This is a genomic window from Myxococcus sp. AB025B, from assembly GCF_006518215.1.
GTDB classification, from domain to species: Bacteria; Myxococcota; Myxococcia; order Myxococcales; family Myxococcaceae; genus Myxococcus; species Myxococcus fulvus.
The window spans coordinates 1-21613 of the sequence record NZ_SRLW01000112.1 but is presented as its reverse complement, the minus strand read 5'-3'; the positions used below and the strand labels follow the sequence as shown (position 1 = coordinate 21613).

Here is a 21613-nt window from a genome sequence, read left to right as displayed (position 1 = left end):
TCAGGCGCTTCGCGCGCGGTTGAGCCGCGCGAAGATGGCCTTGTTGCTCTTGTAGAGGTTGACGAATTCGCGGAACAGCTCGTCGTACAGCGCGCGGTTCGCGGGGTCCGGCTCGAAGGTCCGCGCCACGGGGACGAGCGCGGGCAGCTGCTCCACCGTCAGCTCCCCCAGCGCCACGGCCGCCTGGAACGCGGCGCCGCGCGCGTTGGCCAGCACCGGCTCGTCCACCTGCTGGATGGAGCGGCCCAGCACGTCCGCGTGAATCTGGCACCAGAGCGCCGAGCGCGCCCCTCCGCCGATGATGCGCAGCGACTCCAGCTTGCGCCCGACGAACTGCTCCACGTAGGTGAACAGCCAGCGCGAGTTGAAGGCCACGCCCTCCATCACCGCGCGCACCAGGTGCGCCCGCGTCGTCTTCAGCGACTGGTTGAAGAACCCGCCGCGCAGCGACTTGTCGTCCACCGGGCTGCGCTCGCCGTTGAGCCAGGGCAGGAAGATGAGCCTGTCGCTGCCGGCGGGCACCTGGCTCGCCTCGCGCTCCATCAGCCGGTACACCTCCGCGGAGTCCTCCTCCTGTCCCTCGGGCCGGCCCGCCTGGCCATACAGGATGTTGTCCTTGAGGAAGGTGAGGCAGATGCCCGCGGACTCCTGCTCGTTCGCGAGCAGGTAGCGCCCCGGCAGCGCCGACGGCACGGACGCCATCTGGTGGAACAGGTCCGACTTCTTGTACGGCACGTGGCAGCACAGCCACGACGACGTGCCCACGCACAGGTGCGCCTCGAAGTCGCGCACCGCGCCCGAGCCCACCGCCGCGGCGAGGATGTCCGGCGCGCCTGTCACCACGCGCACGTCCTCGCTCAGCCCCAGCTCGCCCGCGGCCCGGGGGCTCAGCGGCCCCAGCACGCTCGCGGCGGGCACCAGGTCCGGCAGCTTCTCGCGGTGCAGGCCCGACATGCGCAACAGCCCCGCGTCGTAGTCCACGCGTCCCAGCGTCCGGTTGTCCGTCACCCAGTGCAGGGTGATGGAGTCGTACGACGCCGCGAAGCGCCCGCTCAGCTTCAGGTTCAGCCAGTCCTTGGGCTCCAGGAACTTGTACGTCGCGCGGTAGACGTCCGGGTGCTCCGCCTGGAGGTAGAGGATGTGACCCACCGGGTCCTTCCCGGACAGGCTCGGCACGCCGCCCGTCAGGCGGATCCACTGGAACAGCCGCGTGACGCCATAGCCCTCGATGGGCACCAGCCCCCCCGCCACGCGCTTCACGTGGGGCGCCCCGCGCGAGTCCATCCAGATGAGCGCCGGACGCAGCGGCGTCCCCTGCTCGTCCACCGCCACCGTGCCGGACCACTGCGAGCTGCAGTTGACGCCGATGATGTCGCGCGCGGACACCGTCCCCGCGCCGAGCAGCCTGCGCGTGCCCCGGACGATGGCGCTCCACCACGCCTCCGGGTCCTGCTCCGCGCCGCCGTCCGGCAACAAGTCCAGCGCCAGGGGCTCCACCTCGCCCCCGAGGATGCGCCCGCGCAGCGTGACGACCGCCAGCTTCACGGCGGAGGTGCCCAGGTCGATGGCCAGGATGGACTTGTCACCTGCGTGGGACACTCGGCCCTCCGAGCCGGAATGGGGAGCCGCCCGAGCACGACGGCGGGCCGGACTCTAGGAAGCGCGTCGTGCCCCTTGCCATCCACAAGTCGGGGCAAGGGCGCTTTTCTGAACGACGGGCCCCGCCCCGGGCCTTGGTGCTAGCGTGCACGCCTCCCCTGGGGGTGGCATGCGCCGGTTCGTCGTCAGCGCGAGGGAGCTGTGGCAGCGGCACCCGGTGGCGCTGGGTGTCGCGGTGACGTTCTCGCTCAGCCTGCTGTTGCGCTGGCTGTATCTCCAGTCCGCGCCGGACCGCGCCTGGCCCTTCTCCATCTTCTTCTACGGCGACTCGCGCTTCTTCCACACGTACGCGCTCGAGCACGCCCGGGGCCTCGAGAGCTCCGCCACCCTGCCCTACCACCCGCCCCTGTTCCCTTGGCTCTTGGGCCTGCTGTACCGCGTGCTGGGCGAGCCCCAGGGCAACGCCTATCCGTACAAGCTGTGCCTCGCCGCGCTCAGCGCCTCCACCGTGGCGCTGTCGTGGACGTGGTGGCGGGGCCTGCTGGGCACCGCGTGGAGCTTCGTGGCCGCGGGCCTGTTCGCCGCGAGCTTCGGCTGGCTGGTGCTGTCCACCACGTACAGCAACGAAGTCCTCTACGCCTTCTTCCTCACCGCCACGCTCGCGCTCGTGCTGCGCCACCGCGCGGGGCCCACGCCCGTCGGCGCCGTGCTGCTGGGGCTCGCGATGGGACTGGGCTCGCTCACCCGCGCCGAGCACCTGTACCTGTGGCCCTTCCTGCTCGCGTGGGCCTGGCTGTACCGGGGCTCCACGCCGCTGGCTTCACTGGCCACGCGCTGGGGCGCCGCGGTGCTCGTGTCCGCGCTGGTGCTCGCGCCGTGGGCCCTGCGCAACGCGCGCGTGCTCCAGGAGCTCAACGCGAGCACGCCCTCGCTGGAGCCCCTGCCCGTCATGGCGCCCGTCACCGTGTACGGCCCCATCAACTTCGCCATGGCGAACCACGCCGGCGCCACCGGCGGCTTCACCCCGGACTCCGTCAACCAGCTGGGCCAGGACGGCCACCTGGACGTGGCCAACACCGCCCAGCGACACCTGCTCCTGCACGGCTACGCGGTGGGCCTGGCGTGGATGCGCGAGCACCCCGCCGACGCCGCGCGGCTGTGGAGCGCCAAGCTGGGACGGTGGCTGGATGGACTGAGCCTGGGCCTGGGCGCGTCCAACCTGCCCTCGGGCCTGAGCGGCTCGCGCGCGCCCGTGGACCTCTTCGTCCCCGAGGGTGGCGCGCTCAAGTGGCCGCTCGTCGCGCTCCTCGTCGCGGGCGTCCTGTTGTCCGTGACGCCCCGCTGGCGCGCCTTCAGCCTGCTGTCGCTCGTCGTCCTGCACCGGGCGCTCATCACCGCCGCCTTCTTCGGCTACACGCGCGGCCTGCTCACCATCTTCCCCGCGCTGCTCCCGCTGCTGCTGCTGCCCCTCGTCGCGCTCACCGCGCGAAGGCCCGCGCTCGCCCTGCGCGTGCCCGCGGTCGCGGGCCTCCTGCTGCTCTTGTTGTGGGTGGAGGCCGGGGCGCTCGCGCTCGGCGCGCCCCGCGGCTTCATGGCCAGCGGCAGCACGGACCGCGCCAGCGGAAAGCTCATCCAGGACGACTGGGTGCGCATCTGGCCGAAGTGAGCCGGAACAACCTGTCAATAAAATTTGGATGAGGCTGGCACAAATACACGCCCAGCGCCATAGCGGTATTCACTTAGGGTGCGTCGAAGTGTTCACCAGTCAACACTCCTACCCCGCGTTTTCCCTAGAGCACGTGTCTGGAACGAATCTCTGGGAATAAGCCATATTCAATTTTCTGCGGGGCACCAGTAAGGCGTCTGCGGGCTCCGCACCGGAGCCTTCGGGGTCCGCCCCTCGGGACCCCCATAGAGGAGAACCGCATGCGCCACACCCAGGTGTCAGCAGCATGTCTTGCCTTGCTCCTGTCAGGGACGAGCTGGGCGGTCCAGCCCCCCCAGGCGGGACCGAGCGCCGTCGCCGACAAGGCCTTCTTCAAGCCGGAGTTCTACCTTCCCATCCAGAACATGCCGCTGCAGCAGGCCCAGCAGACGCTGGACAAGGCGGCGGTGGGAGGCTGGGACGACTTCTTCAAGCGCAACGGGAGGGACTTCCGCGTCCACATCGACCCTCGCACCGGCACGCCGTCGGGCATCGAGGGCGCCTACCCCATCATCCCCGGCAAGGGCGTGCGCAACCGCGTCACGCTCGACAGCGTGCGCGAGGCCATCGGCCGCTCCGTGGCGGAGGTGGACGAGTCCGTCGTCGGTGACCTGGTGTTCAAGTACATCGCGGACAACCAGGCCGCCTTCAACCTCGACGTGATGCAGATGAGCGCGCCGCGCGTCACGAAGATCAACGACAACCTGTGGCAGGTGCACATCGGCCAGGTGGTCAACGGCATCCCCGTGCGCCACGCGCGCATCGCGGCGACCATCAGCCACGGCAACCTCGTCCTCGTCGGCACCGAGGCGTGGGCCACGGTGGGCATCGAGACCCGCCCGGCGCTCTCGGCCGGTGACGCGCTGGTGGCCGGCAACGGCTTCGTGGGCCTGAACACCAGCCCCCAGGGCCTGTGGCAGCAGCCCACGCTGGAGATCGCCCCCGTCGCGCCGGAAGGTGAGTCCTTCGCCGGCGCCGTGGGCACCGGCTACAAGCACCAGCTGGTGTACGCCTACGGGTTCCAGGACCCGAACGGCCACCAGCGCTGGAAGGTCACGGTGGACGCGAACTCGGGCGAGACGCTCGCCGTCGAGGACGACAACCACTACCTCGACGCGCAGATCAACGGCGGCATCTACCCGTCCACGAACATCGGCACGTGCGCGGACAACACCGTGTGCGGCACCATGAAGCCCAACTCGCCCATGCCCTGGGCGAACACGGGCCTGGCCTCGCCGAACAACTTCACGGACGGCGCCGGCGTCTTCAACTACAGCTCCGGCACCACCACCACGACGCTCGCCGGCCGCTACGTCCGCGTGTCCGACGGCTGCGGCGCCATCAACGTCAGCTCCGCCACGGGCACCATCGCCCTGGGCGGCGTGAACAACGACCACGACTGCACGGTGCCCAGCGGCACGTCCCCGGGCAACACCGCCGCGTCGCGCTCCAGCTTCTACGAGCTCAACAAGCTGGCGGAGCAGGCCCGCGGCTACCTGCCCAACAACACGTGGCTGCAGCAGCAGCTGCTCGCCAACGTGAACATCAACAGCACGTGCAACGCCTTCTGGAACGGCACGTCCGTCAACTTCTACCGCAGCGGCGGCGGCTGCCGGAACACGGGTGAGATTGGCGCCGTGTTCGACCACGAGTGGGGCCACGGCCTGGATGACTTCGACGCCAACGGCTCGCTGTCCAGCTCCAGCGAGGGCTACGCGGACATCGCGGCCATCTACCGCCTGCAGACCTCCTGCGTCGGCTACGGCTTCTTCCACACGACCAACCTGGGCTGCGGCCAGACGCCGGACGGCTCGGGCTACAACCAGCAGGAGTCGCAGGTCTCCGGCTACAAGTGGTGCGACACGCGCTGCTCCGGCGTTCGCGACGCGGACTGGGGCGCGGCCCTCTACGCCACCCCGTCCGCCCCGACGCTCGTGCCGGCGCCCCCGGCCACGCCGCAGAACTTCGTGTGCCCCATGTGCTCGTCCGGCTCCGGCCCCTGCAGCCGCCAGGTGCACTGCGCGGCCTCGCCCGCGCGTCAGGCCGCGTGGGACCTGGTGACGCGTGACCTGACGGCCGCGCCGTTCAACTACGACTCCAACACGGCGTTCATCGTCGGCAACAAGCTGTTCTACCAGGGCTCCGGCAACATCGGCGCCTGGCACGCCTGCAACTGCTCGGGCGGCACGTCCGACGGCTGCGGCTCCACCAACGGCTACATGCAGTGGCTGGCGGCGGACGACGACAACGGCAACCTGAACGACGGCACGCCGCACATGACGGCCATCCACTCCGCGTTCGCGCGCCACAACATCGCCTGTAACACCATCACCCCGGTGAACTCCGGCTGTTCGTCCGGCCCCACCGCGGCGCCCACGCACACCGCCACGGCGGGTGACAGCCAGGTGTCCCTCAACTGGACCACCTCCGCGGGCGCCACGGAGTACTGGGTAATGAAGACCGAGGGCATGGGCTGCGACTTCGGCAAGGCGAAGGTCGCCACCGTCTCCGGCACCAGCTACACGGACACCGAGGTCGCCAACGGCCGCGAGTACTGCTACTCCATCGTCCCCGCGTCCTCCAACGCCTGCTACGGCGCGGCGAGCGCCTGCACGTGCGCCACGCCGGTCTGCGCGGCGCCGGGCGTCGCCACCCTGTCCACGCCGTCCAACGGCGCCACCGGCGCGGAGCTGGCCACGGTGCTGGACTGGAACGACGTGACGGGTGCGTCCACGTACGAGGTGCAGGTCTCCACCAGCCCCACGTTCGCCACGGTGGTGGCGTCCGCCAACTCGCTGGTGGGCAGCACCTGGACGGTGACGCCGTCGCTCAACGTGAACACGACCTACTACTGGCGCGTGCGCGCGAACAACTCGTGCGGCGGCGTGGGCACCTGGTCCACGGCGTCCAGCTTCACCACGCGCGGCTGCGTGGCGCTCTCCGCGCCCACGCTCGCGTCCCCGGCGGATGGCGCCACGGGCGTGGCCTCGGCCACGGCGCTGGACTGGGCCGACGTGCCGAGCGCGGCGACGTACGAGGTGCAGGTGGCCACGGACGCGGGCTTCGCCAACATCGTCCGCTCCGCCAACGCGCTGACCACCAGCAACTGGACGGTGTCCCCCAACCTGAGCAGCGCCACGACGTACTACTGGCGGGCCCGGGCGGCGGACGTCTGCGGCACCAGCGCCTTCAGCGCCGTGCGCAGCTTCACCACGTCCACCGTCTGCACGCCGACGCTCGCCACGTTCGACACCGCCCGCCAGGCCCCCACGTGCGGCACGGTGTGCGGCTGCGACACCGGCCCCACGCTGGTCAACGGCCGCGGCTCGATTTCCGGCGGTATCGAGCCGAACCAGCCGAACACCATCAATGACTCGTGCGCGGACGGCACCTCCGGCTCCTACCACGGCGACGAGAGCATCGACCGGGTCGTCATCAAGACGGTCGACCAGGGTCCGTTCGCCGCGGGCAAGCAGGTGACGGTGGAGGTCACGGTGTGGTGCTACAGCACCGGCTCCTCCGACTTCTTCGACCTGTACTACACGACCAACGCCGCGTCCCCCTCGTGGACGGCCCTGGTCACCGGCGTGGTCTGCCCGGCGGGCGGCGTGCAGAAGTTCACGCACACGTTCAACCTGGCCAACACGGCGGGCACGCACGCCATCCGCCCGCAGTTCCGCTTCACCGGCACGGCGAGCGCCTGCGCCAGCGGCAGCTACAACGATCGCGACGACATGGTCTTCTCCGTCGGCGCGGCCGTGGCCTCCGCGGACTCGGGCAAGTCCACCACGTCCCAGGGCCGCGCGGCTCCCGCCGGCCGCTGACCGACGTCGCCCGTCCCCTCCGGTGCAAGCAGGGCCGGAGGGACGCGGGTGAGTGACAGCAGGGATGGATGAAGAGGGCTTCCGGGCGGTCCGCCGGAGGCCCTCTGTCTTTCAGTGGCGCTCGCCGGGCCCCTGCTCCGACGGAGGCTCGCCGCCTTCCAGCGGGCCCGCGAGCAACAGCCCCTCCTCCACCGCGCCCTTGCCCACCTGCCGGCGCGCGCGCTCGCGGTGGTGGGCGCGCCGGAAGCGCAGCTGCCGCTCGCGGAGGACCTCCTGGAGCAGCACCTGCGCGGCGGCCGCCAGCGGCACGGCGATGACCGCGCCGAGCAGCCCCGCCAGGGCGCCACCACACAGCACCACCAGCGAGATGAGCAGCGGGTTCATCCGGATGGCGCGCCGCTGCACCATGGGGCCCAGCACGTTGGACTCAATCTGGTTGTAGACGACGAAGATGATCAACGCGATGACCGCCGAGCGCAACCCCACGGTGGCCAGCGTGGTGAGGCTCACCAGCACACCGCTGACGATGCTGCCGATGTAGGGGATGACGCCCAGCACCATCACCGCCAGCCCCAACGGCAGGAAGTACGGCACGCCCTGGGCGAGCGCGACGATGGCCGCCACCACGCCGCCGATGGTCATCACGAACAGGGTGCCGGCGATGTAGTTGCTCACCGCCTCGCGCATGCGGCCCACCAGCCGGCGCACGTGGTGCTGCCGCCGCGGCGCCACCCACTGGAGGATGCTCTCGTACAGTTCGCCGCCGAACAGCAGGCCGAACACGGTGAGCGCCACCACCGTGATTCCACCGGCGAGCAGTCCCAGGGAGGAGGACAGCACGCCCACCGCGCGACCCGCCAGGTCCAGCGGCTCGAAGCGCAGCAGCTCCTCCGGCTTCAGCTCGAAGCCGTAGCGCGTCCCCAGTTCCTGGAGCCACTTCGACTGGGAGAGCTTCTCCAGCAGCCCCGGCGCGGACTGGACCAGGGCCTCCAGCTGCTGCACCAGCGCGGGCACCAGCGTCCCCACCAGCACGCCCATCAACCCCAGCAGGAGCAGCGCCACCGCCGCCACGCCCAGGCCCCGGCGCACGCCCCAGCGCTCCAGCCTGCGCACCAGCGGGTCCAGCGCGAGCGACAGCAGGAGCACGACGGCCAGCAGCGTCAGGAGCGGATAGAGCCTGCGCAGCACCAGCCAGCAGACCGCGAGCAACAGCACCTGCAGCCCCACGGCCCACACCGTGCGGGCGGGCACGTAGACGGGGAGCTGGCGTCCTGAGTCCTTCATGCGCGACAAGGTAGGAAGTGGCGCGCCGCCAGTCAGTCCCCCACCCACACGAGCGCGGGACGCTCGCTCCCACGAGCGCCCGGGCCCAGGGGCTTCGACGCTCGGTGTCTCGTGGAGCAGGCGGACGGCCGAGCCCCCGCGCGCGCGCTGACTCCACGGGGCGGTTGGCGGCGCGCCGGAACGAACCCGTGCCGTGAGGGTGCTGGCGCCCCACCCTTCAGTCCGACAGCGACGGGACACAACCGGACCGCGCCATGTCCGATAATCTTCAAGCAGACCTGGAATCATGCCCGGAAGGAGGCGACGCGATGTGGGTTGAAGCCATCGTCATGCCCCGAGAGAAGCCCGCCGAGGTTCGAGCCGCACCACGCGGCGCGGCCAGGCGTGCGTCCGTGGCCGCGCCCCTGGAGAGCCGCGCGGTCATCCACCAGCGTGCGGGTGAGGAGAGCCGCCAGTTCCGGGACCAGGTGCTCGGCTTCCTGCGGGCGCACCAGCTGATGAGCGCGGTGCGCTGGGTGAGCGAGCCCGGGGTGTTCCCGTTGGTGACGCTGCACTGCACCCGCGGCGTGCTGGAGCGGCTGCGCCGCGAGCCGGGCTTCGAGGCGGGCCAGTCCATGTCGCTGGAGCTGACGACCTGAGGCCCTGTCGCGCCCCGGGAGCATCCCTACGTTTCCCTTGAGACATCACAGGCGGGCCACGGGTTCTGGGGCGCTCCGGCGCTCCTCCGCTGGCACGCTGGGGGGAACATCATGAGCGAGCTCAGCATCAAGCGCTTCTCCACGCCCGACGAGCGTCGGCCGTTCGCCGACCACGGGCACGCGGAGATCCTCCGCTTCGACGACGACACGACGGTGGGAAGGGTCGTCTTCGAGCCGGGTTGGAAGTGGTCCCAGGACGTCAAGCCGCTGGCGGGAACCGACTCCTGCCAGGTGGCGCACGCCTGCTACATCATCAGCGGGCGCATGGTGATCCGGATGGATGACGGCACCGAGCTCGAAGCGGGCCCGGGAGACGTGGCCATCATCCCGCCGGGCCATGATGGCTGGGTGATTGGCGACGAGCCCTGCATCGCGGTGGACTTCGAGGGCATGGGCCACTACGCGGAGCGCGGCGCGTCCCAGGGCCGCGCGCGCGTGCAGTCCGCCCCCCAGCAGCCGCCGGGCGTTCACTGACTCGGGGAACGGGACGGGCCCTCGGCTACAGCCGGGGGTCCACCGGTTCACTCTCCAGCGCGAGCACACCGAAGACACACTCGTGCACGCGCCGCAGCGGCTCCCCGCGCACGAAGCGCTCCAGCGCCTCCAGGCCCAGTGACAGCTCCCGCATCGCCAGCGAGCGCTTGGTGGACACGCCCCGCTGGCGCAGGCGCGACAGGTGCTCGGGCGCGGTGTACTCGGGGCCGTAGATGATGCGCAGATAGTCGGGCCCGCGGCACTTGATGGCCGGCTGGAGGTAGCCCTTCTTGCCACGCGCCACATACGCCCGGGGCTTCACCACCAGGCCCTCGCCGCCGTTCGCCGTCAGCGACTCCCACCACCGCGTCGCCTCCTCCACTTCTTGCGCGTCCGCCAGCGACACCACGCGATAGGGCGTGGCCACCAGCCACCCGGCATCCGCGCGACACACCTTGGCCAGCGACTCCATGTGCCACACGTGGTCCTTGTCCGTGTGCACGGCGCCCTCTGTCGCCAGCAGGTGGAACGGCGCGAGCCGCACGTCCTCCAGCGAGGCCACCGGCCAGCAGTAGCGCCGATAGGCCTCGACGTAGCGCCCCACACCGTCCGCCTTGCGCTCGAAGCGGCCCACGAGCGCCGACATGTCCAGCCCTCGCGCCGCCGCCTGGGCCACCGCCTCCCGGGCCGCCCCCACCGAGGCCAGCGCCGCCGCGCCCACCGCCGCGTACTGTTCGCGCACCAGCTCCCGCGCCTTCAGCGACCACGGCATCAGCTCGCAGTCCAGGCAGGCCCAGTCCGTCTGGTGCTCCCCCCAGAACCCGGAGGCGTCGAAGGCCGCGCCCAGCCGCGCCAGGAACGCCGCCTCCAGCGCCTCGTCCTGGAAGAACCGCCGCCCGGTCCGCGTGTAGCACGTGCCCCGCTCATCGCCCTCCAGTCCGAAGCGCCGCCGGGCAACGTCCGCGTCGCGGCACAGCACGACGACGGCGCGCGAGCCCATGTGCTTCTCCTCGCACACCACCTCCTGCACGCCCTCGCGCTGGTAGTAGGCGAAGGCCTCCTCCGGGTGCTCCAGGAGCCCGGGGCGCGCGCTCGTCTCCGACGGCGACATGGTGGGCGGCAGGTAGATGAGCCACTTGGGGTGCACCGCGAAGCGGCTCATCACCTCCAGCGCCGCCGCCGCGTTCTCCTCGCGAATCGTGATGTTGCGCATCAGCCCGGTGGACACGATGCGCCTGCCCAGCACGTCCGCCACGTCGAGCACGTCGTCGTTCTGCTGCTGCGCCGTCAGCGCGGCGGGAGCGCCTCCGATGCCCGGCGGCCTGCGCGCCTCGCAGTACACGCGCGCCGCCAGCACGGAGCTCAGCTCCCGCTCCGGATAGCGCAGCGCCGTCAGCTTCCCGCCGTAGACACAGCCGGTGTCCACGCAGAGCGTGTTGTTGAGCCACTCGGCCTCGGGCACGGGCGTGTGGCCGTAGACCACCATCGCCTTGCCCCGGTACTCGGAGGCCCAGTCGTGGCGGACGGGCAGCCCGTACTCGTCCGTCTCCCCCGTCGTCTCGCCGTAGAGCGCGAAGTCGCGCACCTTGCCCGAGCCGCGCCCCTGCATGGACTCCTTGAGCCCCGCGTGCGCGACCACGAGCCTTCCACCGTCCAGCACGTAATGGGACACCAGCCCGTCGATGAACTTCACCACCTGGGCGCGGAACTCCGGGGGCTCGCGCTCGAGCTGCTCCATCGACTCCGCGAGGCCGTGGGACAGCTTGACGTCACCGCCCCGCAGCTTCCGCATCAGCTTGATCTCGTGGTTGCCCGGCACGCACAGCGCCGTGCCCGCCTCCACCATCCCCATCACCAGCCGGAGCACCCCGACGACTCCCGGCCCCCGGTCCACCAGGTCGCCCAGGAACACCACCTTGCGGCCCTCGGGCGGTCGCACGTCGAAACCGGGGTACCCCACCGGTTGGGGCGTGACGACGTAGCCCAGCTGGGTCAGCAGCAGCACCAGCTCGTCCAGACACCCGTGGATGTCGCCGATGATGTCGAAGGGCCCCGTCTCCTGCTTGCGGTTGTTCCACAGCGGCTGACGCTCGACGACCAGGTCCTCGAGCTGCTCGGGCTTGAGGATGTGGACGTGGCGGAAGCCCTCACGCTCCAGGCCGCGCAGGGACTGGCGCAATTGCTGGAGCTGGTGGCGCACCACCCGGAGTCCGAACTGACGGTTGGGCCGCAGCGCGTTGCGCGCGTGGCAGGTCGCCTCGGGCACGTCCAGGACGATGACCACCGGCAGCACGTGGTACTCGCGCGCCAGGGCCACCAGCGGCTTGCGCGCCTCGGGCTGGGTGTTGGTCGCGTCGATGACCGTCAGCCGGCCGCGCGCCAGCCGCTTCGCCGCGATGAAGCGCAGCACGTCGAACGCGTCGCGCGTCGCGTCCTGGTCGTTCTCGTCATCGGACACGAAGCCGCGGCAGGTGTCGGACGAGAGGACCTCCGTCGGGAGGAAGTGCTTGCGCGCGAAGGTGGACTTGCCGGCGCCCGAGGGGCCGACGAGCAGGACCAGGGACAGCTCGGGAAGGGAGATTTTCATCGTGTGAACACCGCCATCTGGGTCGGCGCGCCGACCTCCGCATCCAGCGTCCCGACGGGCACGAAGCGCACGCCGTAGCCGAAGCGCTCGGCCTGCCGCCGCGCCCAGGACTCGAACTGCGCCCGCGTCCACTCGAAGCGGTGGTCCTTGTGCCGGAACGCGCCCGGGGCCAGGCCCTCGAAGCGCACGTTGTATTCCGCGTTGGGCGTCGTCAGCACCACGACGCCCGGACGCGCCCACTCGAACAGCACCCGCTCGAACGCGGTCAGCCGGGGCGGCTCCAGGTGCTCGATGACCTCCACCACCGTCGCGGCGTCATGGCCCGAGAGCCGCGCGTCCCGGTACAGCAGCGAGCCTTGCAGCAGCTGGATGCGCTGACGTTGGAGGTCGGGGAGCCGCTCCAGCTTCAGCCGCTCGGCGGCGACCTCCAGCGCCCGCGTGGACACGTCCATGCCGGTGATGCGCGTGAAGCGACGCTCCTGGAGCAGCGCCCGCAGGAGCTTGCCCTCGCCGCAGCCCACGTCCACCACCGACGCCGCGCCCTGCTCGACGAGCGCCGTCAGCACGGCCTCCCGTCGCTGCTCGTCCAGGCTGACCCGCCGCTCCAGCGTGGCCTCGGCCTCGTCGCGCGCCGTCTCGGCCGCGTCCGTCACACCGGTGTCCTCGCCCTCCAGCAGACGCGACATCGCCTCGCGCGCGAGGCTGCGCTGGTGGCGCAGGTAGCGCCGCGTGATGACCTCCCGCTCCGGATGCGACGCGAGCCAGCCCTCGCCGTGGCGCAGGAGCTTGTCGATCTCATCCTCCGTCACCCAGTAGTGCTTGTCGTCGTCCAGCACCGGCACCAGCACGTACAGGTGGCTGAGCAGGTCCGACAGCGGCTTGTCCGCCTGGAGCGTCACCGTGAAGTAGCGGCTGGGCCCCCACTCCGGCACCGTCTCGTCGAGCGCGTGGCGGGTGGCCGTCACGGAGTAGCCGAGCGGCTCGAAGAGGCGCCGCAGGAAGGGCTCGCCTCCACGACACGGCAGCACGGACAGCCGCGCGGTGAGCGGCAGCGCCCGGGTCGCCAGCTCGGGCCGCTCGCGGCTGCGGCCGGAGAGGGCCGCGCCGAAGACGCGCGAGAGCGCCACGCTCAGGAACGACGAGGCCACGTAGGGGCGGTCATTGACGTACTGCTCCAGCGCGCCGCCGTCGCCGGAGGGGCCCTTGCGCTCGCGCACCAGCGCCACCGGGTCCACCTCCAACAGGAGCGCGGCCGTGCAGCGCTGCTCGGTCGCCTCCGGGTAGAAGACGTGCGCCGTGCCGAACGACACGTCGAACGACTGGGGCTTGTGCGGGCTCTTGTGCAGCAGGTAGCCCAGGTCCGTCGCGGGAGAGTGGGTCGTCGAGAGTGTCAGGAGCATTCAGTGCCAGACCCGGGCCGAGGCCACGAGGGTGTCGAGGTCGATGCGAAACGCGCGAGTGCCTTCGCCGCCATACAACCAGGGGCCACGCCCGCGCATCCACGTGGGCTGCCAGCGCTCGCCGTCCGGGTCCACGAAGACGAAGGTCCCCGCGGAGGCCAACGTCTTCTCGCGGCGACCGTGCAGCACGTACAGCTCGAACTGGGAGCGCGCCGAATACGAGCCGCCGAACAACACGTGCGTGGAGCCCACCGCCATCGCGCTCGCTCCCGCGACGGGTGTCTTCCAGGTCACCGGCTTCGCGCCGTCGCGCAGCCGCACCAGCGGGAAGTCCGTGTAGAAGTACAGCCAGGTCTCGTCGTCCGACGCGACGTTGAGCGCATAGCAGTCGATGATGATGTCCGTCCCGGCGGCGCGAGGGTCGAACTCACTCAAGCGCCGCCCCATCGCATCGAATTGCACCAGCCCGCTGCGGCCGATGGGCTCACTGTCGATGTCACCCTGGCCCCAACCCCGGTTGCCGAGCACACCTTCGTCGAAGTAGCTCACCCACAGCCGACCATCGCCCGTGGCCTGGATGTCCTGGATGCCATCACCGAGCGTCAGTTCGCGCCGGGCCACGCCTTGTCGCGAGTAGACGATGGCGTTGCGGGCGTGAGCGTCCTTGTCCACGTAGGCGCACCGGGCCCCCGCCAGCAGCAGGTCTCCATCGGGCAGGGGTTGGACGAAGTGGAAGTTGAGACGCTCGGGTGGAAGGAGGATGGACTCGGGCTCGGCGTCTGGGAAGGGATAGCGCAGGACCTCGTAGGACTGCGGAGCGTCCGCGTGGGACTTGGCGAACGAGGCACCTCCCGGCGTGAAGGACATCCGGTCGTCGCGCTTGCCGTCCAGTGCCACGAGCCACAGGTCGAGGTCGGGCCCAACTCCCTGCGCCACCACCTCCCGGCCCGCCAGGGCCTCCGAGAAATCGACGAAACACGGCACCTCGAGATGGGTCAACTCGCGTTCTGACATGGGTTTTTCCTGGTCTGGGAACCGAGCTCGGGGGGGCCGGTTTCGAGGCCGCAGACGCCAGGTCCAGAGGGGACCTGACGCTCCCCGAGGGCGCACACCTCCCCCCATGACAGGCACTCGCGCTACGGTGGAAACCCCCTCCGCGCGCTTCGTTCCCAGTTTCGGAGCACTCCCGTGGGCCCTTGACTTCCAGCCCCTCAAGAGCCAGTTGCCGCGCTTCCGGGGCTTCCGCGCCAACGCCCTCACCTACGTGATGGGCAGCACCTCGCCGTGCGACGCCTCCACTCGGAAGCCAGGGACCGCTCGCCGGACGCGGACCCGAACGTCACCACGTTCAAGCCGCACCACGTCGTGTCTCCCACGGGCCTCACCTCGTCGCCGGGCCTGCGCGCGGACGGCACCGCCTTCTGACGCGGTGCGAGGGCGCCCGGGATGACGCGGGCGCCCTCATCCCCGCGCTACACGACCACCGCGCGGAGGAGTAGGAAGCGGTGCATGCGCACCCTGCTCTCCTCTTCCGTGCTGCTGTCGCTGCTGCTGACTCCCACGCTCGGCGCCGCCCAGGCCGAGCGCCCCAGGCCTCGCGCCAGGGACCTGGGCATCACCTTTGGTGGGCAGTCGGGCCCACACAACGCCATCACCGACGTGCCGGGCGTGGAGGTGGGCCACACCACGCTCATCTCCGGCCAGGGCCGCATCGAAGCGGGCAAGGGCCCCGTGCGCACTGGCGTCACCGCCGTGCTGCCCCGAGGCAAGGCCAACGTGGGCGAGCCCGTCTTCGCCTCCACCTACGCCCTCAACGGCAACGGCGAGATGACCGGCACGCACTGGATTCAGGAGTCCGGTGAGCTCAACGGCCCGGTGATGATCACCAACACCAACGACATCAGCGCCGTGCGCGAGGCCGTCATCACCTGGGCGGTGAAGAAGGACCTCGCGTGGGACCTGGGCCTGCCCGTCGTCGCGGAGACGTGGGATGGCATGCTGCACGACGTGTATGGCTTCCACGTCAAGCCCGAGCACGCGCACCAGGCGCTCGAGACGGCGCGCACCGGCCCCGTCCCGGAGGGCTCCGTGGGCGGCGGCACGGGCATGGTGTGCCACAACTTCAAGGGCGGCATCGGCACCGCGTCGCGCAAGCTGCCCGAGTCCGCCGGCGGCTACACGCTCGGGGTGCTGGTGCAATGCAACTACGGCTCGCGCCGCCTCTTCTCCGTCGAGGGCGTGCCCGTGGGTGAGGAACTCCCGGATCAGCGGCCGTGCTTCCTCGGCTCCCAGAAGCCCAGCAGCCCCATGATGCAGGCGGTGCCGTCCTGCGACGCAAAGGGCGCCCCGGCCAAGGCGCCCAACCCCTTCGAGGGCGCGGGCTCCATCATCGTCATCGTCGCCACGGACGCGCCGCTCTTGCCCCACCAGCTCAACCGGCTCGCCCGCCGCGTGCCGCTGGGCATCGCCAAGATGGGCGGTCTGGGTGAGAACTACTCGGGCGACATCTTCCTCGCCTTCTCCACCCAGCACGTGAAGCCGGCTACGGAGGCGCACGTGGCCAACGTGGCGGTGCTCGGAAATGATCGCCTCAATCCCCTCTTCGCGGCCACCGTCCAGGCCACGCAGGAGGCCATCCTCAACTCCATGCTGGCCTCCGACACCATGACCGGAGCGGACAACATCCGCGTCTTCGGCCTGCCGCACGACGGCCTGGTCAAGGCGATGAAGAAGTACGGACGGCTCAAGCCCGCCGCGCCCGCGCCGGCGCCCCGCAAGACGACGAAGCCCTGAACCGGACCCGGGCGGCGGCTCGCATGGACTCCAGGCGACCACCTGGAGCCCCACCCGTCGTCGCCCTGGCCACGGTCACTCTTTGTCATGCAAGTATCGAGTGACGACATTGTCACGTCCGTGATTAAGGAACGGGAATGCGCTTCTCGTTCTTCGCGACTTCCACCACCCTGAAGAAGCTCTATGCCCCCGAGCTGTCCAAGGTCCTCCTGGCCGGAGGATTCAATGGATACTGGAACTTCGGGGACATCCTCATGCTGCAGGGCGCCGTGCGCTGGCACCTGGGGCGCAAGGAGTCGGCGGTCGTCTCCATCCACGAGCTGGGGCGGGTGCAGGACGCGCAGTACCTGCGTCAGCTCCCCGTGGTGCTCGGGACGGAGGACTTCGTCTTCTTCTCCGCGGACAGCGGGGACACCGCGTCCACCAAGGCCCGGGAGCTGGGCCTGGAGCCCGTGTCGCCCACGCGCCTGAGGGGCGCGGCCCGGCTGCACGTCTATGGCGGCGGCTACTTCAATGGCCGCTGGGGCGACGGGATGCTGTCGCTCGTGGAGTCGCTGCTGCACGCCTGGCTGCCGGGGCACTACGTGTTGTCGGGGCTGCAGGTCGGTCCCGAGTTCGCGGGCCGGCTGGCCGCGCACGCGCACCAGTGGCAGCCGCTGCTGCTCGGGTGTCGGGACCCCGAGTCCGTCCAGGCGCTGGTGGAGCATGGCGCTCCGGCGCTCCTGTCCGGGGATGACGCGCTCGAGGAGCTGGGCCGCGCGGCCGAGGAGGCCTCGCGTCAAGAGCCCCGGCCGAAGCCACCCGGTCGCTTCGCGCTGCACATGAACCTGTCCACCTACGCGTATACGGACCCCGGCGTGGACCCGGGCTCGCTGCCGCCTCCCGCCGCGACGATGAACGAGCAGCTCCAGGCGCTGCGCGCGCACTTCGGTGAAGCCGCGGCGCCGGTGGTGCTCAATGCGTATATCGACGAACGCCCCGTGGTGGAGGACAGCCTCGCGGCCATGCGCAAGACGGCCTTCACGGAGCACTTCCCACAGGCGGACGTGGTGGACCTGGTGGGCCTGCTCTTCCAGGGGCGCCTGTCGCAGGCCGTGGAGCGCATCCGCGAGTGCGAGGCGCTCGTCGCGTCCTCATACCATGTGACGCTGCTGGGCAAGGTGTCCGGCGTGCCCAGCCACCTGTTCGCCTTCAACGAATACTACCGGCAGAAGAAGGCGGGGCTGGCCGAGTCGGAGACGTCGCTGAAGGACTTCCTCGAGGGCGGCCTGCCTTCGTCGCTGGAGCGCGGCGGCGCGTACATCGAGGAGCAGCGGAGGCTCCGGCGCGAATGGCTGTCACGGCTGGAGGCGAGCCTCGCGCAGCCGGTGGCCCACGTGAACTGGGTGTCGCGGGCCGCGACGTGGCTGGAGGAGGTCCGCGCCGAGCTGCGGCAGGAGAAGCAGCTGCGCGCCGAGGAGGCCCACGCGACGCGCTCCGCGCTCGAGGAGCTCCAGGCGCGCCACCACGCCCTGCTCGCGCGCTGCGAGGCGGGTGAGGCGCGGGTGCGGGAGCTGGAGCAGCAGCTCGCCCACCGGGACGCGGAGGGCTCGGCGCTCAGGGGAGAGCTGCACGGCGTGCGCGAGCTGCTCGCGTCGAAGGAGTTCGAGCTCGAGTGCTCCACGAGGCGCGAGGAGGAGCTGCGCGCCAGCTACGAGGCCCTGCTCACCACCGAGCCGCCCCTGCGCCACCGACTGGTGGATGACCTGAATGACCGGCTCATCAAGTCCGCTGGAGGCCAGCGCGCGCACCGGGCCATCAAGCATCTGGTGCGCGTCACCGTGGGGCGCGGCAAGTAGCCCGCGCTCCCCTACTTCGCGGGGGCCTTCTGGCGGGCCACCCACGCGTCCACCTTGCGCTCGAGCACGTCGAGCGGCAGCGAGCCGCTCAGCAGCACCACGTCGTGGAACTCGCGCACGTCGAAGCGCTCGCCCAGCGCGGCCTCGGCGCGGGTGCGCAGCTCGCGAATCTTGAGCTGCCCCACTTTGTACGCCAGCGCCTGTCCCGGCCAGGCGATGTAGCGGTCCACCTCGTTGGTGATGTCCAACGCCTGGCGGGGCGCGTTCTCCATGAAGTAGTCGAGCGCCTGCTGACGCGTCCACTTCTTCGCGTGCATGCCCGTGTCCACCACCAGCCGCACCGCGCGCCACATGTCGTACGAGAGCTGGCCGAACTTGTCGTACGGGTTCTCGTACAGGCCCATCTCGTCGCCGAGCGTCTCGCAGTACAGCGCCCAGCCCTCGCCGTACGCCACGGAGTAGCCGAAGCGGCGGAAGTCCGGCAGCGCCGTCTGCTCGGTGGCCAGGGACGTCTGCAGGTGGTGTCCGGGCACGGCCTCGTGCAGCGTGAGGGGCACCATCTCCCAGTGCGGCCGCGTCTCCGGACGGTACAGGTTCACCAGGTACGTGCCAGGGCGCGAGCCGTCCGAGGAGCCCGCGTAATAGAAGCCCGTCGTCACGTCCGGCGCCATGGCCTCCGGCGTCGGCTCCACCGCGTACGGCTGCCGAGGCAGCGTCTTGAACAGCCGCACCAGCAGCGGGTCGATCTGCTTGGCCAGGCTCCGGTAGCGCATCAACAGCTCTTCACCGGTGCGCGAGTAGAAGCGCGGGTCCGTGCGCAGGAACTGGAAGAACTCCGGCAGCGTGCCCTTGAAGCCGGTGCGCTTCATGATGGCGTCCATCTCCGCCCGGATGCGCTTCACCTCCGACAACCCGAGCGCGTGGATCTCCTCGGGCGTCAGCGACGTGGTGGTGAACCGGCGCGCGAAGAAGCCGTACGCGGCCTCGCCGTCGGGGAACTGCCAGATGCCCACCGCCTCGGGCGCGCCGGACAGGTACTCCTCGACGAGGAAGCGGTGGAAGGCACGCAGCGCGGGCACCACGCCCTCGCGCACCGCCTTCTGCCCCGCCGCCGCCAGGCGCTGCTGGTCCTGGGCGGACAGCTTCGCGGGGAAGCGCAGGAAGGGCGTGTAGAAGCCGCTCTTCGTCGGGTCCTCCACCAGCTGACGCTCGAGCTGCGGCGGCACGCGCTGGAGGATGACGCGCGGGTGCACCTTCTTCTGGCGCAGCCCCTCGCGCATCAGCGCCGTCACCTGCTCCACGTAGGTCCGAAAGCCCTCCAGCCGGGCCACCCAGTCCTCGTAGTCCTTCACCGTGTCGAAGCGCAGCGTGTCCGCGAGCTGGTAGGCCGTCTGCACGCCCGGAGGCTGGCGGATGCCCTCGGGGATGCCGCCCACCTGGTTGACGGGCAGCAGGTGCCAGCCGAAGCGGAACTCCTCCAGCCACGTCTCGTGCTCCTTGCGGAACAGGTCCAGGTTGAGCTGGTCCTCCTCGGACAGCTTCGCGCGGTCCACCTTCTTCAGCTGCTCGAGCACCTGGCGCGAGTGCGTGTTGTCCGCCTGGAGCGCGGTGAGGCTCAGGTCATCCCAGCGCGTGTTCCAGCGCCGGTCTCCCGCGACGGACGCGTACGTCGGGCTGCGCTCCAGCTGGTATTGCCAGTCGCGCTCGAGGATGGTGCGCAGCGTGGTGGCCGCGTCCTGCTTCTTGGCTTCGGCATCCATGGACAGCATCAGGAAGAACCCCAGGGTGAGTCCGAGCAACCGCTTCACGAGAACAGCTCCAGCAGGTCTTCACGGGTGATGGCCGCCGCGCCGCCGGCCTCGCTCAGCGCGGCCTCCATCAGCGCGCGCTTCTTGTCCTGCAGCCCGAGGATGCGCTCCTCGACGGTGCCCTGCGACACCAGCCGGTAGACGTTCACGGGCCGCTCCTGGCCGATGCGATGCGCGCGGTCCGCCGCCTGCGCCTCCGCGGCCGGGTTCCACCACGGGTCCACCAGGAACACGTGGTCGGCCGCCGTCAGGTTCAAGCCCGTGCCGCCCGCCTTCAGCGACATGAGCAGCACCGGTGGGCCGTCGTCCGCCTGGAAGCGCGCCGTCACCTCGCCCCGGTTCGCCGTGCTGCCATCCAGCCGGTCGAAGCCGATGCCCGCGCGATTGAGCGCCGGCTCGATGAGGTCCAGCAGCGACGTCCACTGAGAGAACACCAGCGCCTTGTGGCCCTCCGACACCGCCGTGTCGAGCGCCTCCACCAGCGTGTCCACCTTCGACGACGAGGTGGCCTTCTGCCCGGGCACCAGCGCCGGGTGGCACGCGGCCTGACGCAGGCGCAGGAGCGCCTCCAACGCCTTGAGCACGCTGCCGCCCTCGTTGAGCAGGGCCACCACCTCCGCGCGCGTGGCCGCCATCACCGCGTCGTAGATGGAGCGCTCGCGCTCATCCAGCGACACGTGCATCACCGACTCGATGCGCGGCGGCAGCTCCGGCGCCACGTCGCGCTTGAGGCGGCGCAGCACGAAGGGGCGGATGCGGCGGCGCAGCTCGCTCGCGGCGCCCGCGTTGCCCTCGGAGATGGGGCGCGCGAGCTTCTCCTCGAACTGCCGCCGTCCGCCGAGCAGGCCCGGGTTGGTGAAGTGCATCAGGCTCCACAGCTCGTCCAGGCGGTTCTCCAGCGGCGTGCCGCTGAGCGCCAGCCGGAACCCGGACTTGATGCCGAAGGCGGCGCGCGCCACCTGGCTCTCCGGGTTCTTGATGGCCTGCGCCTCGTCCAGCACCACCATGGCCCAGTCCTGCGCCCCCAGCACCTCCGCGTCCAGGCGCAGGATGGAGTACGTGGTGAGCGTCACGTCCGCGGCCGCGTCCAGCGCGCGGCCGGGGCCGTGGTAGACGCAGACCTTCAGCGAGGGACGGAAGCGCTTGAGCTCCGCCACCCAGTTGGGCAGCACGCTGGTGGGGCACACCACGAGCGAGCCCTTGCCCAGGACGCAGATGGTCTGGAGCGTCTTTCCCAGGCCCATGTCGTCCGCGAGGATGCCGCCCAGACCCGCGCTCTTGAGGAAGCCCAGCCAGCTCACGCCCGTCTGCTGGTAGTGGCGCAGCGACGCGTTGAGCTCGTCCGGCAACACCGGCGGCGGCAGCTTCTCGAAGCCCTCGACGAGCGGCGCCAGCTTGTCCAGGCCCGGAGGAGGCGGCTGCTCCAGCGTCTCGCACAGCTGCGACAGCTGCGGCAGCGCGTGGTTGGACACGCGGCCATCCGACTGACGCGCGGCCAGGAGGTCCGCCACGCGCTGGCCGTTCTTCTCCAGCCAGGCGCGAGGCAAGGGCGCCCAGCCCCCGCCCACCAGCGGCACCAGGCCCAACCCCTCCTGCCACGCGC

At 70.7% G+C, this 21613-nt stretch carries 14 protein-coding genes; 7 read left to right on the top strand and 7 right to left on the bottom strand.

Annotation, left to right across the window (positions count from 1 at the left end):
- Positions 1-1599 carry an FGGY-family carbohydrate kinase gene (locus tag FL311_RS19965; RefSeq protein WP_141327130.1) on the bottom strand — a complete coding sequence of 533 codons (1599 nt, stop codon included), beginning with the start codon at positions 1597-1599 and terminating at the stop codon, positions 1-3.
- A gap of 169 nt (positions 1600-1768) precedes the next feature.
- On the opposite strand from FL311_RS19965, the gene FL311_RS19960 reads away from it, so the two are divergent.
- Both FL311_RS19960 and FL311_RS19955 read left to right on the top strand, forming a co-directional pair.
- Positions 1769-3265: a glycosyltransferase family 39 protein gene (locus tag FL311_RS19960; RefSeq protein WP_141327128.1), complete on the top strand. Its 1497-nt coding sequence runs from the start codon at positions 1769-1771 to the stop codon at positions 3263-3265.
- 260 nt (positions 3266-3525) lie between these two features.
- Positions 3526-7128, top strand: coding sequence for an endopeptidase (locus FL311_RS19955; protein WP_141327125.1), 3603 nt, complete (start codon positions 3526-3528; stop codon positions 7126-7128).
- Positions 7129-7239: 111 nt separating this feature from the next.
- Here the strand turns inward: FL311_RS19955 and FL311_RS19950 are convergent, their stop codons facing one another.
- Positions 7240-8412, bottom strand: coding sequence for an AI-2E family transporter (locus FL311_RS19950; RefSeq protein WP_141327123.1), 1173 nt, complete (start codon positions 8410-8412; stop codon positions 7240-7242).
- A gap of 308 nt (positions 8413-8720) precedes the next feature.
- Between FL311_RS19950 and FL311_RS19945 the strand changes: the two genes are divergently transcribed.
- Positions 8721-9050, top strand: a complete 330-nt coding sequence (locus FL311_RS19945) for a hypothetical protein (protein ID WP_141327121.1) — start codon at positions 8721-8723, stop codon at positions 9048-9050.
- 111 nt (positions 9051-9161) lie between these two features.
- On the top strand, positions 9162-9584 hold the full coding sequence (locus FL311_RS19940) for a cupin domain-containing protein (protein ID WP_141327119.1): 423 nt from the start codon (positions 9162-9164) through the stop codon (positions 9582-9584).
- 25 nt (positions 9585-9609) lie between these two features.
- On the opposite strand, the gene FL311_RS19935 is transcribed toward FL311_RS19940, so the two are convergent.
- Genes FL311_RS19935 through FL311_RS19925 form a run of 3 tightly spaced genes read right to left on the bottom strand, consistent with a single transcriptional unit; the run spans position 9610 to position 14585 of the window.
- The gene (locus FL311_RS19935; RefSeq protein WP_141327117.1) at positions 9610-12171 is read right to left on the bottom strand and encodes a polynucleotide kinase-phosphatase; all 2562 of its coding nucleotides are present in this window, start codon (positions 12169-12171) and stop codon (positions 9610-9612) included.
- Complete coding sequence (locus FL311_RS19930; protein WP_141327115.1) at positions 12168-13571, bottom strand: 3' terminal RNA ribose 2'-O-methyltransferase Hen1; 1404 nt, start codon at positions 13569-13571, stop codon at positions 12168-12170. Before FL311_RS19930 ends, FL311_RS19935 begins: the two co-directional genes overlap by 4 nt.
- Entirely contained in the window at positions 13572-14585 is a 1014-nt protein-coding gene (locus FL311_RS19925; RefSeq protein WP_141327113.1) for a hypothetical protein, read from the bottom strand.
- 270 nt (positions 14586-14855) lie between these two features.
- Here FL311_RS19925 and FL311_RS19920 point away from each other — a divergent pair, with 270 nt between their 5' ends.
- The 3 genes from FL311_RS19920 (at position 14856) to FL311_RS19910 (ending at position 18202) form a co-directional block, all read left to right on the top strand.
- Positions 14856-14996: a hypothetical protein gene (locus tag FL311_RS19920; RefSeq protein WP_153882694.1), complete on the top strand. Its 141-nt coding sequence runs from the start codon at positions 14856-14858 to the stop codon at positions 14994-14996.
- Positions 14997-15080: 84 nt separating this feature from the next.
- Positions 15081-16364, top strand: a complete 1284-nt coding sequence (locus FL311_RS19915) for a P1 family peptidase (protein WP_141327112.1) — start codon at positions 15081-15083, stop codon at positions 16362-16364.
- 137 nt (positions 16365-16501) lie between these two features.
- Positions 16502-18202, top strand: coding sequence for a hypothetical protein (locus tag FL311_RS19910; RefSeq protein WP_141327110.1), 1701 nt, complete (start codon positions 16502-16504; stop codon positions 18200-18202).
- An 11-nt stretch (positions 18203-18213) separates the two neighbouring features.
- Here FL311_RS19910 and FL311_RS19905 read toward each other — a convergent pair whose 3' ends face one another.
- Positions 18214-19971, bottom strand: coding sequence for a DUF885 family protein (locus FL311_RS19905; protein WP_141327144.1), 1758 nt, complete (start codon positions 19969-19971; stop codon positions 18214-18216).
- Between the two features lie 35 nt (positions 19972-20006).
- Positions 20007-21613, bottom strand: a 1607-nt coding sequence (locus FL311_RS19900) for a DEAD/DEAH box helicase (protein WP_141327108.1), incomplete at its 5' end; no start/stop codon positions are given.